Origin of the sequence: Frankia sp. EI5c, assembly GCF_001636565.1 — a bacterium.
Lineage (GTDB): Bacteria > Actinomycetota > Actinomycetes > Frankiales > Frankiaceae > Parafrankia.
In genome coordinates this window covers 24,223-37,634 of the sequence record NZ_LRTK01000054.1, presented here as the reverse complement: position 1 = coordinate 37,634, position 13,412 = coordinate 24,223, and the positions used below count along the sequence as shown (strand labels likewise).

Sequence of the window (13,412 nt, the reverse complement as noted above, 5' to 3'; positions counted from 1 at the left end):
NGGTAGGCCATGAACAGCTTGAAACTGGTGATGCCCTCGCTGATCAGCTCGTTCATCGCCTTGAGGGACTCGTCGTCGACGTCCCCGACGATCTGGTGGAAGGCGTAGTCGACGGCGCAGTTGCCGGCGGCCTTCTCGTGCCAGCGCGCGACCTGGTCCTGCACCCGCTGCCCGTGGGCCTGGACGACGAAGTCGACGACGGTGGTCGTACCGCCCCAGGCGGCGGCGCGGGTCCCGGTCTCGAACGTGTCGGCGGCGTGCGTGCCGCCGAACGGCATCTCCAGGTGGGTGTGGGCGTCGACCCCGCCCGGGATCACGTACCGGCCGGTCGCGTCGATCAGCCGGTCGGGGGGCATGGGGCCGGTGCGCACTGCCTCGGCCAGCGCTGATCCCGGCTCCAGCACGGCGGCGATCCGCTCGCCCTCGACGAGGACGTCCTGGCGGGCGGCGCCGTCCGGGCCCACCACCGTGCCACCGCTGATCAGCAGGGTGCTCATCCCAGCCCCGTCCGCTGGTAGGTCTCGGGGCGGCGGTCCCGGTAGAACTGCCAGTCGTCGCGGGCGCGGGTGATCTCGTCGAGGTCGAGGTCGCGGATGACCAGCTCCTCCTTGTCCTCGGACGCGACGTCGCCGACCACGTTCCCGCGCGGGTCGACGAAATAGGACGAGCCGTAGAAGCGCGGCGCGTCGGCGCCGAACTCGCCGGTCTCGTGGCCGATGCGGTTGTTGGCGGCGACGAAGTACTGGTTGGCCGCCGCCGCGGCCGGCTGCTCGATCTCCCACAGCCGGTTCGACAGGCCCGGCTTCGCCGCCGACGGGTTGAACACCAGCTGGGCTCCGTTCAGCCCCAGCTCCCGCCAGCCCTCGGGAAAATGCCGGTCGTAGCAGATGTAGACGCCGACCCGGCCCACCGCGGTGTCGAACACCNGGTATCCGAGGTTCCCGGGCCGGAAGTAGAACTTCTCCCAGAAGGACGGCAGCTGTGGGATGTGGTGCTTGCGGTACCTCCCGAGCAGGCGGCCGTCGGCGTCGACCACCGCGGCGGCGTTGTAGTACTCGCCCTGGGCCGCGACTTCGTAGATCGGCAGGATCATGACCAGGCCGAGCTTCGCCGCCAGCCGCTGGAACCGCTCGACGGTGGGCCCGGGGATCGGCTCCACCTGGGCGTAGTACTTCTGATCCTGGACCGCCCCGAAGTAGGGGCCGGTGAACAGTTCCTGAAAACCGATCACCGTGACGCCCTGGGCCGCGGCGTCGTGTGCCAGTTCCTCATGCCGGGTGATCATCGATTCCCGGTCGCCTGTCCAGGCCACCTGTGTTACCGCGGCCCGCACCGTCGTCATCCGGATCCGACTCCCCTTTGTCTGTGGACCCCGCGTTCCCGCAGGTCAAAGCATCCCACGAAGTTGGTCTGTTGATGTGGCGCGTGCGTTGTGGGAGTCGGCGTGCCGCCGGCCGAGAGGGCTGTTCACCCGCAAGCTAGTATTTCGCCCGGAATGGTCAGCCGATGAGCTGGTCTGCGCCCGGTGGGAGATTGAAGCGAGAGTGGTGGACGACGCGCGGGAGGGCCGGTTGCCCTTCGATCTCCGGGGTGGCCGGCCGCGGCCGACGCTCGCGCGCCGCCTGCGGCGGGCGGTCGCGATGCTGGTCTCCGTCGCGATCACCGTCGGGGTCGTCGGCGGCTGGGCCGCATACACCCGCTTCGACGCGAAAATCAACCGGGTGGCGATCGGCGACCTCGGCAAGGACCGGCCGGCCGCCCGCAAGGGCACGAAGAACTACCTGCTGGTGGGCACGGACAGCCGCCCCGGCCTGGCCGGCGAGCGCTCGGACACGACGATTCTCGCTCATGTCGGTGAGGACGACAAAGTCACCCTGACCTCCTTTCCCCGCGATCTTCTCGTGCTCGTTCCCGAATACACGGACAAGGGCACCGGAAAGGTGCACCCGCCGCGGGAGAACAAGTTCAACTACGCCATCTCGGCCGGCGGTGCCACCCTGCTGATAAAGCAGGTCGAGCGGCTCACCGGGCTGCGGGTGGACCACTACGTCTCGGTGGACCTGGCCGGATTCAGGACTATCTCGGACGCGATCGGCGGCGTCGACGTCTGCATCACCGAGTGGGGCCGTTCCCAACNGGTGTGGAATCCGGATGCCGGAAGATACTTCGTCAGTACGAACACCGACGATCCCTGGAGCGGTTTCCGGGGCGGGCCGGGAACCATCCATATCAGCGGCGAGCAGGCACTGGCCTTCGTCCGCCAGCGTCATGGCCTGCCGAACGAGGACCTCAGCCGCACCGAACGACAGCAGTACTTCCTGAGCAGGGTGCTGGCCAGGATCAGCGAGGGCGGGGTGCTCAACAGCCCGGCCAGGATCAACAGTCTGTTGGGGGCGGTCGGATCCGCGCTGAACTTCGGTGAGGGCACCGACAGCTTCGATCTGCGCGGGCTCGCCGACCGGCTGCGGGGAATCTCCAACGGCTCGCTCGGGGCCCAGACGGTGCCCACCCACACCGCCACCCGGGCGGAAGGCGCCATCAAGGACGACGGAACGATCTCCACCCGGGTCGGGGCGGTCCAGATCTACAACCAGGCGGATCTCGACGCCCTCTTCCGGTCGCTCGTCGCCGATCCCGGCGGCACTGATCCCGGCGGCACTGATCCCGGCGGCACTGATTCCGGCGGCACTGATTCCGGCGACGGTACCGCCCGGATCTCGGTGGTGAACGGCAGCGGGACCGCCGGCCTCGCCGGGAAGGCCGTCCGCGGGCTCGCGGCGAGGGGCATCAGCGCCGCCGTCAGCGCCGACAACGGCGGCAACGCGCCGTTCAGCGACTTCAAGTCCACCTGGATCCGGTACGGCACCGGTGCCGAGGCGACCGCCCGGAAGATCCTGACCCACCTCCNCGAGGCGAAGCTGGCCTCCGACGGCTCCGTCGACGGCGTCGAGATCATCGTGGGCGCCGCCTTCGACGGGCTGGCCGACCCGGCCCCCTCAGCCACCCCGGGAACCCCGGGGACCTCCGCCGCGCCGGACCCCGCGAGCCCGGTGGCCCTGGCCGGCGCCGAGCCGCGGCCGACCGGCTCCGCGGTACCGACTCCCGAGCCGCCCAAGGACTGTGTGTACTGAGGGCAAGGGTGTACTGAGGGCAGGTCAGACGGCGGCGTAGGAGTCGTGGTCGTCGACCGCGGTGCCGAGCCGCTCCAGCAGCACGCTGGTCACCTCCGGGTCGACCAGCGAGGTGATGCTCCACAGGTAGAAGCCGTGCAGCGCGCCGCGGCGGACCCCGAGCCCGGCCTCGTCCCAGGACGGACGTTCGACCCCGGCCGCGGCCAGTGCGTCCAGGTAGTGGCGCAGCAGGTCGTCCTCGTGCCGCCGGCGGTCGGCGACGGTGAGCGCGGAGGCGATGTGGTAGCCCACGTCGAGATACCAGGGCGCCCGTTGCACGAGCTGCCAGTCCAGCAGCGACGGCCGGCCGCCGCCGTCCAGGAAGATGTTGCCCACATGCGGGTCGCCGTGCACGATCGTCCAGGCGCGGGTGCTGGCGACCAGCGCCGCGAGGGCGCCGTAGGCGGCGACGAGCCGCCCGACGTCACGGACCCGCTCGGGCACGCCGGCGCCGGTGTCACCGGTGTAGTTCGCCTCGATCTTCGCCCGCCACGCCTCGCCGGTGCGTGGCCCCATCCGCGAGCTCAGCCACCCGGCCGCGGCGAGGCTCGGGTCACCCCAGGTCACGGCGTGCAGCCGGGCGAGCTGCTCCAGGCTGTCGGCGGCCTGGTCGGGGGTGTAGGGGTGCCGGCCGTCGAGGAAGGCGCCGCCCGCGGCGATGACGTCCTCGGTGATGACGACGTTCGCGCCCGTCCCGGTGTCGGCTTCGGCGTAGACGCCGCGCAGGGTGCGTACGCCGGTCCGGTCGGCCAGGTCCCGGTAGAACAGCGCCTCGGGCAGGCCGGCGTGCCGGGCCGGCCGGCCGCGCGGGGTGAAGTAGCCCTTCACGCACAGGCTGGGGGACAGGCCCGCCGGGACACCGCCGGCGCACTCGATGCCGAACCGGACGTTGGTCGAGAACCGGCTGACCGTGGGGCCGCGGGTGACCCCGGTGACCTCGATGCCCGGGTGCCGGCGGCCGAGCGCGGCCGTCAGCCACCCCGGGGACAGCACCTCGTCCAGCCGCTCCGGGACGTGCCCCGACGCCTCAGTCACCGTCGACCGCCAGCCGGTCGGTGCCGGCGAGCGACTCGAAGTGCGCCATGACCTGCTGCAGGGCCGCCGCCGGGTTGAGTTCGAGTACCTCGCTCGGCTCCTCGTAGATCAGCGAGTGCCCGGCGGGGAAGAAGTAGACGTCACCGGCGGTGGCCACCTCGTCCGGCCAGTTCGTGCCGGGGTAGATCGCCCGGAGCCGGCCGGAGAAGACGTAGCCGTAGTGCGGGCACGGGCACACCCCGCCGGGCAGGCCCTGGTAGCCGGGGGTGCAGTCCAGCGGCCCGGTGGCGGTGTAACCGACCTCCAGGTCACCCCACTGCACCGACCGGAAGCCGGCGCCGCTCGCCGGCCACCGGCCGCCACCGCCCACCGGTAACTCGTTCGGCTTGCTCACTGGCATCTGCTCCTCCTGGGCATGTCAAGCGGGCGGTCACGATTCGCGGGCGGTCACGATTCGCGGGCGGCCACCAGCGCGCCGCGGTTCACCTTGGTCGCGGCACTGCGCGGGATGGCCTCGACGACCTCGACGGTCTTCGGCACCTTGTAGGGGGCGAGGCGACTCCTGGCATAGCTGACGATCTCATCGGCCGTCGGTGGTTGGCCAGGGTCGGCGGGCTCGATGATCGCGTGGACCCGCCGGCCCCACTTCGGGTCCCGCAGGCCGATGACGACGACGTCCGCGATGTCGGGATGGTCGATGAGGGCGGCCTCGACCTCGGCCGGGAACACGTTGGCACCCCCCGAGACGATCATGTCCACCCGCCGGTCGAGCACGTACAGGTAGCCGTCGGCATCGAGGTGGCCCAGGTCGCCGGCGGTGCTGAAACCCTCGGTGGTCTGCCGCAGCGGCGGCGCGTCCCCGAGGTAGCGGTAGCCGGCCGACATCCCGGAGCGTAGGTAGATCAGCCCCGGCTCGCCGGGCGGCAGCGGCTGGCCGTCGTCGNCGAGCACCCGCACCTCGGTGTCACGGAACGGGCGGCCGACGCTGCCCTCGTGCGCCATCCACTCGTCGCCGCGCAGGGCGGTGAGGCCCAGGCCCTCGGTCATCCCGTAGGCCATGACGATCCGCTCGGGGCCGATCAGCTTCGCCCAGCGGTGCACCAGCGACCGCGGCATCGGCGCGGCGCCNTGCAGGATCCAGGCGAGGCTGGAGAGGTCCCGCTCCTCGATGCCGGGCAGGTCGGCGATGCGCTGCAGCATCGTCGGCGTCGCGGTGAACGTGCTCACCCGGTGCCGTTCGACGACGTCGACGACCCGGGCCGCGTCGAACTTCTCCAGCACCACCAGGCTGTCACCGGCGAGCAGGCTGTAGAGCGTCGTCAGCCCGTTCGCGTGGTACATCGGCGCGAGGACGCCGATGGTCTGCGGGCGCGACACCGGGTTCCACGCGGCGATGAACGGTGTGGTGAGCCGTTCGTCGTAGACCGAGGGCCGGTCGGTAAGGATGATCTTCGGTGTGCCGGTCGACCCGCTGCTGCAGATGCCGTTGATCTGCGGGGACACCGCGTCCGGCAGGTCCGGCACGGCGAGTGCGGCGGTGGCGTCGATCCAGGCCAGGTCCGCGTCGCCGAGATGAACCCGCGGGTTGATCACCTCCCGCAGCCTGGTCAGCTCCCACTCGGGGACGTCCCAGCGCACCGGCACCGGCACCGCGCCGATCTTCCAGGCTGCCAGCACGGCGAGGACGAACTGTGGGGAGTTGCGCAGCCCGATCCCGAGGCGGTCACCCAGGGCGAGGCCGCGTCCGGCCAGCGCTCCGGCGAGCTGGCTGGACCGCCGGTCGAGTTCGGCCCAGGTGAGGGCCGCCTCGGTCCCGTCGGCCGCCACGTGCCGCACGGCGATCTCCGCCGGACTGGCCGCGGCCAGGTCACGGATGCGCCGGGCGTTGCTGATCTCGGTGTCCACAGGAGAGTCCTTTCGGCCGAGGTAGGCGTCCATCACGGCCCGGTCGGCACGGATCCGTTCCGGCGGGCCCTCGGCGATCAGCCGTCCGAAGTCGAGGACGTACACGTGGTCGCAGATGCCGAGCACCAGGCTGACGTCGTGGTCGATGAGCAGTACGCCGACCCCGGAACCGCTGATCGTCCGGATACGCTCGCCGAGCCAGGCGGTCTCGGTGGTGTCGAGGCCGGCCGCCGGCTCGTCCAGCAGCAGCACCCGGGTGTCGACGGCGCAGGCCCGGGCGATCGACACGAGCTGGCGTTCACCGTGGCTCAGGGCGCTCGCCGGCCGGTCCGCCCGGTCGGCCAGCCCCACCAGGTCGAGGGCCCGGTCGAGGGCCCGCCGTCGTTCTTGACCGCGGACGCCGGACAGCGCCGCGCCCACGTTCTCCTCGACCGTCAGATCGTCATAGAGCTCCAGTGCCTGGAACGTGCGGGTGAGGCCGCGGCGGACCCGCCGGTGTGGGGGCAGGCCTTCGAGGTGGGCGTCGCCGAGGCGTACCGAACCCGCGGCGGGCGCGAAGCCGGTGACGGCGTCGATCACGCTGGTCTTGCCGGCACCGTTCGGGCCGATGAGCCCGACGATCCGGCCCGGTTCGACCCGCAGCGAGACGCCGTCGACGGCCAGCACCCCGCCGTAACGCACGGTCAGGCCCTCGATCTCCAGCACCGCGGCGTCGTCGCCGAGCGGTTCCGCGGAACCACTCGGGTCGGGCGGCGCCGGGAGCGCCCGTGCCCGTGCCCGCGGCCACGACCCCAGCCGCAGGCGCGCGGCGAGCCGCTGCCCGCCGCCGGCCAGGCCCTCGGGGTGCCCGATCAGCACACCGATCACGCTGAGGCCGGAGAGCACCGGGAACCAGTCGCCGAGGTCGATCCAGCGGTCCATGGCGACGAACGTGATGCCGCTGCCGCCCAGGACACCGGCGAGGATCCCGCCGTACACGGAGGTGACCCCGGCGAGGTAGGCGGTCGACAGCAGGGTCAGGCCGGCGATCGCGCTGAACGAGTCGAACGTGACGACGCCGCGGCGGTAGGCCAGCAGGCTGCCGCCGAGCCCGGCGATGAAGGACGCCAGCGCGAAGCTGATCACCTTGATCCGGACCACGTCGATCCCGATCCCGGCGGCGGAGCGCTCGTTCGCGCGCACCGCGAGCATCGCCGAGCCGAGCGCGCTCATCCGCAGCCGGGCGACTCCCCACGCCGTGGCGACGAGCACGCCCAGGCAGAGCAGCCCGAAGGGGATCCGGGGAAACGCGTGACCGCTGCCGATCCCCAGATCGAGCCCGAACAGGGTCGGCGGTTCCACGGTGGCGCCGTCGGAGCTGACGAAGTCGGAGTTGCGGAACCAGACCGCCTCGATCGCGTAGGCCAGGGCGAGGGTGACGATGCCCAGGGTCAGGCCGCGAAGGCGCAGCGCCGGCAGGCCGACGAGCACTCCGATGACGGTCGCGACCAGCGCCGCCAGCAGCGGCGCGATCGGGAAGGGGATGTGCCAGCCGCTGGTGAGGCCGGACAGCGTGAACGCGGCGCAGCCGGCGAGGGAGAGCTGGGCCAGCGAGACCTGGCCGGCGTACCCGGTCACCACCACGACGGACAGCCCGATGACGGCGCCGATGAACGTGCCGATCACCGCGCTGCGCCAGGTGCCGTCGGTGAGGACCAGCGCCAGCACGCCGACGGCGGTGCCGGCCAGGGTGGGCAGGACCAGGGAGCGGGGGCGCGGGGCGTGCCCGAGCGGCTGGCGCACCAGCGTTCCGCGGGCAGGCAGGCCGCGCCGGGAGGTCAGCAGCGCCACCAGGATCACAAGCAGTGGCACCAGCTCCGCCAGCCCCGACTCGGGCAGCCAGTCATGGTCGGCGGACAGCGAGAGCGCCTCCGCCTGCACCATGCCGATCGCGAGGCCCGCCGCGACGGTGGGGAGCAGGTGCTGGAAGCCGCCGACGACCGCGGCGGCCAGCGCCGGAACCACGAAGAGCGTGTAGTTGGACGGCGTCAGCGGGCTCAGCGGAGCGATCAGGATGCCCGCGGCGCCGGCCACGGTGCCGCTGATCATCCAGTTGGCGAGGGCGATCCGGTCCGGGGACCCGCCACTCACGTAGAGGCCGGTCTGCGACTCGGCCGCGGCGCGGGTGAGCAGGCCGAACCGGGTCAGCCGGAAGGCGGCGGTCAGGGCGATGGTCAGGGCCACCACGGCGGCGGCGAGGTAGAGCCGGTCCGACAGCAGGGTCAGCGAGCCGAGTGTCCAGCGTTCCTCGGGGAAGATCGCGGCCACGCTGACCGGCTCACCGCCCACCCGCAGCGCCATCACGGACTCGATCACGATGAGGACGCCGAGCGAGGCGACCGCGCGGGCCAGCGGCGGGGCGTCCCGCAGCGGCCGGAACACCAGCAGGTACAGCAGGGCGCCGAGCAGAGCCCCGACGGTCAGCGCGACGGCGGCGGCGGGGAACAGCCCGAGTTCCCCGCCGACGTCCACCGTCTTCGGCAGCCCCGGCACCGGGACCAGCAGCTCGCCCGCACGCAACGAGCCGTAGGTGTAGGCGACGTAGAGGGCGATCGCCCCGGTCGCGAAGTTGATGACGCCCGAGCTGCGGTAGGTGAGCACCAGGGCGAGGGCGAGCGCCGCGAAGACACCACCGTTGCCGAGACCGAGCAGGAGCGAGGCGACATGGTCCATGGCGTTCTCCCTGGCCCGCTCGGGATCAGTCCTCGATCGGCGTGGCGCCGACCAGCTGGTACTCCGTCGGTTCGCCGGCGTCGTCGAGCGTGGTGAGCAGGCCGCCGCGGCCGCACACGGCCGGCGAGCCGGGGATGGCGTGGCCGTTGCACCGGATCTTCAGGCCGCCCCCGCCGGGCAGCTCCGTCGCCGGCATCGTCTTCAGCGCCTCGATGATGGACGCCGGTGTCACCTCGCCGGACAGGCCCGCGACACCCGCCTGGAAGCCGGCCAGGGTGGAGAAGATGTTCATCCCGGACGGTTTGCTGGGGTCGATGTCCTTGCCGTAGGTGGTCACGACCGCCTGGTAGAGCCGCGTCGAGGGGTTGTCCGCGCCGATCGGGGTGCTCGCGGCGACCGACACGCCTTCGAGGTAGCTGCCGGAAACCGCCTTGCGGGTGGCGTCGGTGAGGCACTGCCCGATCGCCGAGATCGGGCCGTCATGGCCGACGGCCCGCAGCCCGTTCAGCGCGCTGATGCAGAACGAGTCGTTGCCGTGGATGTGCACCAGCCCCGGGTCGTCGCCGGCCAGCCGGCGCATCTGCGGGGTCATGTCGGCGGTGCCGAGCGGGACGGGGACGACCGTGAGCTCGATGCCCGCGGCCTGGTAGACGGACTTGGCCTGTTCGTAGCTGGCCCGGGAGGAGGGCACGTCGATGACGATGGCCGTCACCTTGCCCAGCTTCTGCTTCTTCGCCAGCTCGATCGGCACGCTGGAGATGCTGAACGTCGGGTCGGTGAGCGCGAACGTGGACCTGGTGTCGCCCAGCAGGCGGCGACCGCTCGCGCCGTAGAACACCGTGGGCAGGCCGGCCTGGTTGATCGGCTGCCAGACGCTTTCCAGCACGGGTGTCGACCCGACGACGACCGCGGCGACGTTCTCCTCCACCATCCGGTTCCCGCAGTCGGCGCCCTTGCCCGGATCGGCCAGCGTCTCGCAGGTGACCAGCTGGATGGGACGTCCGGCGATGCCGGAACGGTGCTCGTTGAGGTACTTGACGGTGGCGGCGGCCGAATCGCTCTCGATGTTGAGGTCGCCGGAGGCGCCCCGCCCCGTGACCAGCCCGATCCGTACCGGCTCACCGCTCGCGGGCGCCGCCGGCCCGAGGACGTCGGCCCCGCTCGCCACCGCGCCGGGGCCAGCCGCCGCGCGCTCGCCGTCGTCGCCGTCGTCGTCGCCGCAGGCGGCCACCGCCAGCATCAGCACCGCGAGCGCGGACGCCAGCAGCGACGTCCGGACGGGTAACCGGACGGGTAGGCGGCCACCGGCCGGTAACGCCGGTCGGCTCGTGGATCTGCTGGTTCTTCCGCTGTTGCGCATCTGCTACCTGCCCCGGGTCCGTCGATGGGTGGGTGTTTCGGCTGCCGGTGGTTGTTCGGGGGCCGTGTGCCCGGTACCGGGTGCCGCGGGGTCGTCAGCGGCTCGGGCTGTTCGGGCTGTTCGGGCTGGGATGGCTCTGACCAGGCTGGATGCTCGGCCGGACAGTCAGCCGGACTGATCTGCCGGCTTGGCGAGTGGATGTTTGCACGCGCATTTTGAGAAGTCAACGTCTTCCCAAACACGAGAGTGCCGTTCTACATTCTCGCTTCATGTTCTTGTTCGTCGAGGCCGAGAGGGGGCACCGGAGTGGATGAGGCCGCGTTCGGCGGGGTCCGCGTGGTCGAGCTGGCCCAGTGGGTGTTCGTGCCGGTGGCCGGAGCGCTGCTGGCCGACTGGGGCGCCGACGTCGTCCGGGTCGAGCGTCCGGAGGGCGATCCCTACCGGGGCCTGGCCACCCAGGGCATCGGCACCGACGGCGGCGGCGTGAACCTCTCCGTGGCCCTGGCCAACAGGGGTAAGCGATCGCTGGCCATCGACCTGCGGTCCGCACCGGGCCGGCAGGTGCTCGACCAGCTGCTGGAGACCGCCGACGTCTTCCTGACCAACTTCCGGCCCGGCGCGCTCCGCCGCCTCGAGCTTGACTCCGGGACGCTCACCAGCCGTTTCCCCCGACTCGTCTACGCTCGCGGGCACGGCTTCGGCGCGCGTGGCCCGGGCGCCGACCGGCCCGGCTACGACTCCTCGGCGTTCTGGGCGCAGGGCGGCCTCGCGCACGTCCTGACACCGCCCGACCGGGACACCCCGATCAGCCAGCGTGGCGCGATGGGCGACCGCAACGGGGCGATGGCGCTCGCGTTCGGGATCGCCGCCGCTCTGCTGCGACGCGAACGCACCGGACGCGGCACCGTCGTGGACGTCTCGCTGCTCGCGACCGCGATGTGGACACTGTCCTCCGACGTCCTCGCCGCCCTCGCCGGCCAGACCCCGCGGGCCGCGAGCGGCACCGAGGCCTACCGCAACCCGCTGGTCGGCTCGTACCGCACCCGGGACGGCCGGCACATCCAGCTCGTGTTCCTGGAGCCGGACCGCTACTGGGCCGACTTCTGCCGACTGGTGGGCCGGGACGACCTCCTCACCGACCCCCGGTTCGCCGACCTGCCCGCCCGCGCGGCGAACCGGGCGGCCTGCGTCGCCGAGCTCGCGGCGATCTTCGCCGACCGGACCTTCGCCGAGTGGAAGGAGCTGCTCGCCCGGATCGACGCGCCCTGGGCCCCGATGCAGGCCGTCGAGGAGCTGCTCACCGACCCCCAGGTGCTCGCCAACGACTACCTGGGCGAGGTCGCCGGCGACGGTGGCCCGTCCTACCGGCTGCCGACCGGGCCGGTGCAGTTCGACGAGCAGCCGCCCGACCTGCGCCGCGCCCCCGAGCACGGCGAGCACACCGAGTCGCTGCTGCTGGAGCTGGGTTACAGCTGGGAACAGATCGGCGAGCTGGCCGAGGCGGGGGNGATCCCGTGACGGCCGCCCGCCCGTTACCCGTGCCGGACGAGATCTCCGGCCCCTACTGGTCGGCCGCGGCGGACCACGTTCTGGCGATCGCCCGCTGCACCCGCTGCGGGTCGTTCGCGATACCGCCCGACCAGTGCTGCCCGCACTGCCGGAGCACCCAGCCGGACTACGCGTTCGAGCCGGTCAGCGGCCGGGGCNCGGTGCGGTCCTGGACGGTGGTCCGGCAGTCGGGCCTGCCGGGGTTCGCCGCCGAGGTCCCGTTCGTGCTCGTCGACGTCGAGCTCGCCGAGCAGGCCGAGCTGCGCATGATCGGCCGCCTCCTCGACGGGCCCGGTGCCGCTGGTGCCGCTGGTGCCGCCGGTGCCGCCGGCGCCTCGGACCCGCTGCTGCGTATCGGCGTGCGGGTGCAGGTCGCCTTCGAGGATGTGCGTCCCGGAGTCGCCATCCCGGCCTTCGTCCTGGTCGGCGCACCATGAGCGGCCGGCGCCGGTTCGCGGCCCGCAACCGGGTGGCCGTCGTCGGGTACGCGCACAGCGCCGTCCAACGGCATGCGGGACGTCCACTCGGCGTGCTCGCGCTGGAGACGGCCCGGGCCGCGATCGCCGACGCGGGGCTGGTGCCCGAAGCGGTCGACGGAGTGATCACCTCTGCCCTCTTCCCCACCGCGGGCTCGCACAGCGTCCAGGACGGGGTCACTTCCGTGCCGGCGACCTGGCTGGCCGAGCGGCTCGGCGCGCCCGGCCGGCCCGGGACCGCGCCGCGCCATGTCGCCGGGTTCCACGGCATCGGCCAGATCCCCGGCATGGTGGGCATGGCGGTCAACGCGGTCGTCAGCGGGGCCGCCGACCACGTGCTGGTGTACCGGGCCCTGCACAACCCACCCGGGAAATACCACGCCAACACCCTGGAACGGGCCGCCGGCCCGGCGCAGTGGNCCGCCCCGCAGGGCTTCTTCGGCCCGCTCGCGATGATCGGCCTGCCCTACACCGAATACCTCCAGCGTTATGGAGCNGACCGGGCGGCGATGGCGGCCGTCGTGGTCGAGGCACGCAAGAACGGATCCCGCATCCCCTGGTCGTACTGGCACGGCCGGCCGCTGAGCACACAGGAGTACCTGGCCGCGCCGATGATCAGTGATCCGGTCTGCCGGTACGACTGCGACTTCCCCGTCGACGGGGTGGCGGCGTTCGTCCTGACGTCGGCCGAGCGGGCGGCCGACCTGCCGCACCGGCCGGTGTACGTCGCCGGCTACGCCAGTGGGCTGCCGGCGACGCGGCGGCTCCCGCTGCACTGGCCGCTGGACGACATCATGTCCGTCGGCACCGAGACCGCCCGCCGGCTGTGGGCCGCCAGCGGCGTCGGGCCGGCCGAGGTGGACCTGCCGCAGCTGTATGACGGCTTCTCGCCGTTCGTCTACTTCTGGCTGGAAGCACTCGGTCTCTGCCCGGTCGGTGAGGCACACCGGTTCGTGCAGGACGGGCGGATCGACAGCGACCGGCCCGACGCGCTGCCGGTGCTCTCCGGCGGCGGGGCGCTCGGCAACGGCCGCCTGCACGGCATCCCGCAGATGCTCGAGTGCTATCTGCAGCTCTCCGGCCGGGCCGGCGAACGCCAGCGCGCGGGCGCGACGGTCGGCGTCGCGTGCCATTCCTCCCCCCACTACGGCGGCGCCGTCGTCTACACGGCCGAGCCGTTCTGATGCCCGAGTCCCTGCTGCCCGA

Annotated in this window: 8 protein-coding genes and 10 pseudogenes; 8 read left to right on the top strand and 10 right to left on the bottom strand. The window is 72.3% G+C overall.

The genetic code is table 11. From position 1 onward, the window contains the following. Position 1: 1 nt before the first annotated feature. The 3 genes and pseudogenes from UG55_RS39930 to UG55_RS39920 all read right to left on the bottom strand — a co-directional run. The coding region (locus UG55_RS39930) for an amidohydrolase family protein (protein ID WP_242424833.1) at positions 2-497 on the bottom strand (496 nt) is incomplete at its 3' end. Next, positions 494-926, bottom strand: a pseudogene (locus tag UG55_RS39925) (nitrilase-related carbon-nitrogen hydrolase); the annotation flags it as partial. The pseudogene UG55_RS39925 and the gene UG55_RS39930, both read right to left, overlap by 4 nt. 1 nt (position 927) lies before the next feature. Further along, the coding region (locus UG55_RS39920) for a nitrilase-related carbon-nitrogen hydrolase (protein WP_304440427.1) at positions 928-1,342 on the bottom strand (415 nt) is incomplete at its 3' end. Between the two features lie 298 nt (positions 1,343-1,640). Here UG55_RS39920 and UG55_RS39915 point away from each other — a divergent pair. From UG55_RS39915 to UG55_RS45575, 3 pseudogenes are all read left to right on the top strand, one after another. Further along, positions 1,641-2,136: pseudogene (locus UG55_RS39915) on the top strand (LCP family protein); the annotation flags it as partial. A gap of 1 nt (position 2,137) precedes the next feature. Further along, positions 2,138-2,907, top strand: a pseudogene (locus tag UG55_RS39910) (LCP family protein); the annotation flags it as partial. Between the two features lies 1 nt (position 2,908). Beyond that, positions 2,909-3,131 (top strand): annotated as a pseudogene (locus UG55_RS45575) (LytR family transcriptional regulator); the annotation flags it as partial. A gap of 24 nt (positions 3,132-3,155) precedes the next feature. Here the strand turns inward: UG55_RS45575 and UG55_RS20150 are convergent. From UG55_RS20150 to UG55_RS20135, 7 genes and pseudogenes are all read right to left on the bottom strand, one after another. After that, entirely contained in the window at positions 3,156-4,205 is a 1,050-nt protein-coding gene (locus UG55_RS20150; protein ID WP_066071578.1) for a phosphotransferase family protein, read from the bottom strand. Further along, positions 4,198-4,605 (bottom strand): hypothetical protein, encoded by a 408-nt coding sequence (locus tag UG55_RS20145; protein WP_083987017.1) that lies wholly within the window; start codon positions 4,603-4,605, stop codon positions 4,198-4,200. The genes UG55_RS20150 and UG55_RS20145 overlap by 8 nt, the downstream gene beginning before the upstream one ends. A 47-nt stretch (positions 4,606-4,652) precedes the next feature. Then, a pseudogene (locus UG55_RS39905) lies at positions 4,653-5,148 on the bottom strand (class I adenylate-forming enzyme family protein); the annotation flags it as partial. Position 5,149: 1 nt separating this feature from the next. Further along, positions 5,150-5,333 (bottom strand): annotated as a pseudogene (locus UG55_RS39900) (AMP-binding protein); the annotation flags it as partial. Between the two features lies 1 nt (position 5,334). Next, the coding region (locus tag UG55_RS47695) for a class I adenylate-forming enzyme family protein (RefSeq protein ID WP_396230960.1) at positions 5,335-6,143 on the bottom strand (809 nt) is incomplete at its 3' end. Further along, positions 6,126-8,822: pseudogene (locus tag UG55_RS27655) on the bottom strand (ATP-binding cassette domain-containing protein); the annotation flags it as partial. The pseudogene UG55_RS27655 and the gene UG55_RS47695, both read right to left, overlap by 18 nt. 25 nt (positions 8,823-8,847) lie before the next feature. Continuing rightward, on the bottom strand, positions 8,848-10,182 hold the full coding sequence (locus UG55_RS20135; protein ID WP_066071576.1) for an ABC transporter substrate-binding protein: 1,335 nt from the start codon (positions 10,180-10,182) through the stop codon (positions 8,848-8,850). A 306-nt stretch (positions 10,183-10,488) separates the two neighbouring features. On the opposite strand from UG55_RS20135, the pseudogene UG55_RS20130 reads away from it, so the two are divergent. The 5 genes and pseudogenes from UG55_RS20130 to UG55_RS39880 form a co-directional block, all read left to right on the top strand. Continuing rightward, positions 10,489-11,689, top strand: a pseudogene (locus tag UG55_RS20130) (CaiB/BaiF CoA transferase family protein); the annotation flags it as partial. A gap of 7 nt (positions 11,690-11,696) precedes the next feature. Continuing rightward, positions 11,697-11,888, top strand: a pseudogene (locus UG55_RS39895) (zinc ribbon domain-containing protein); the annotation flags it as partial. Position 11,889: 1 nt separating this feature from the next. Then, a partial coding sequence (locus tag UG55_RS39890) for an OB-fold domain-containing protein (protein ID WP_242424831.1) occupies positions 11,890-12,167 on the top strand: 278 nt, incomplete at its 5' end. After that, positions 12,164-12,625 (top strand): annotated as a pseudogene (locus tag UG55_RS47690) (thiolase family protein); the annotation flags it as partial. The gene UG55_RS39890 and the pseudogene UG55_RS47690, both read left to right, overlap by 4 nt. Positions 12,626-12,703: 78 nt before the next feature. Further along, positions 12,704-13,390 (top strand): thiolase family protein (locus tag UG55_RS39880; protein ID WP_242424830.1); only part of this gene is annotated, 687 nt, incomplete at its 5' end. Between the last annotated feature and the right edge of the window lie 22 nt (positions 13,391-13,412).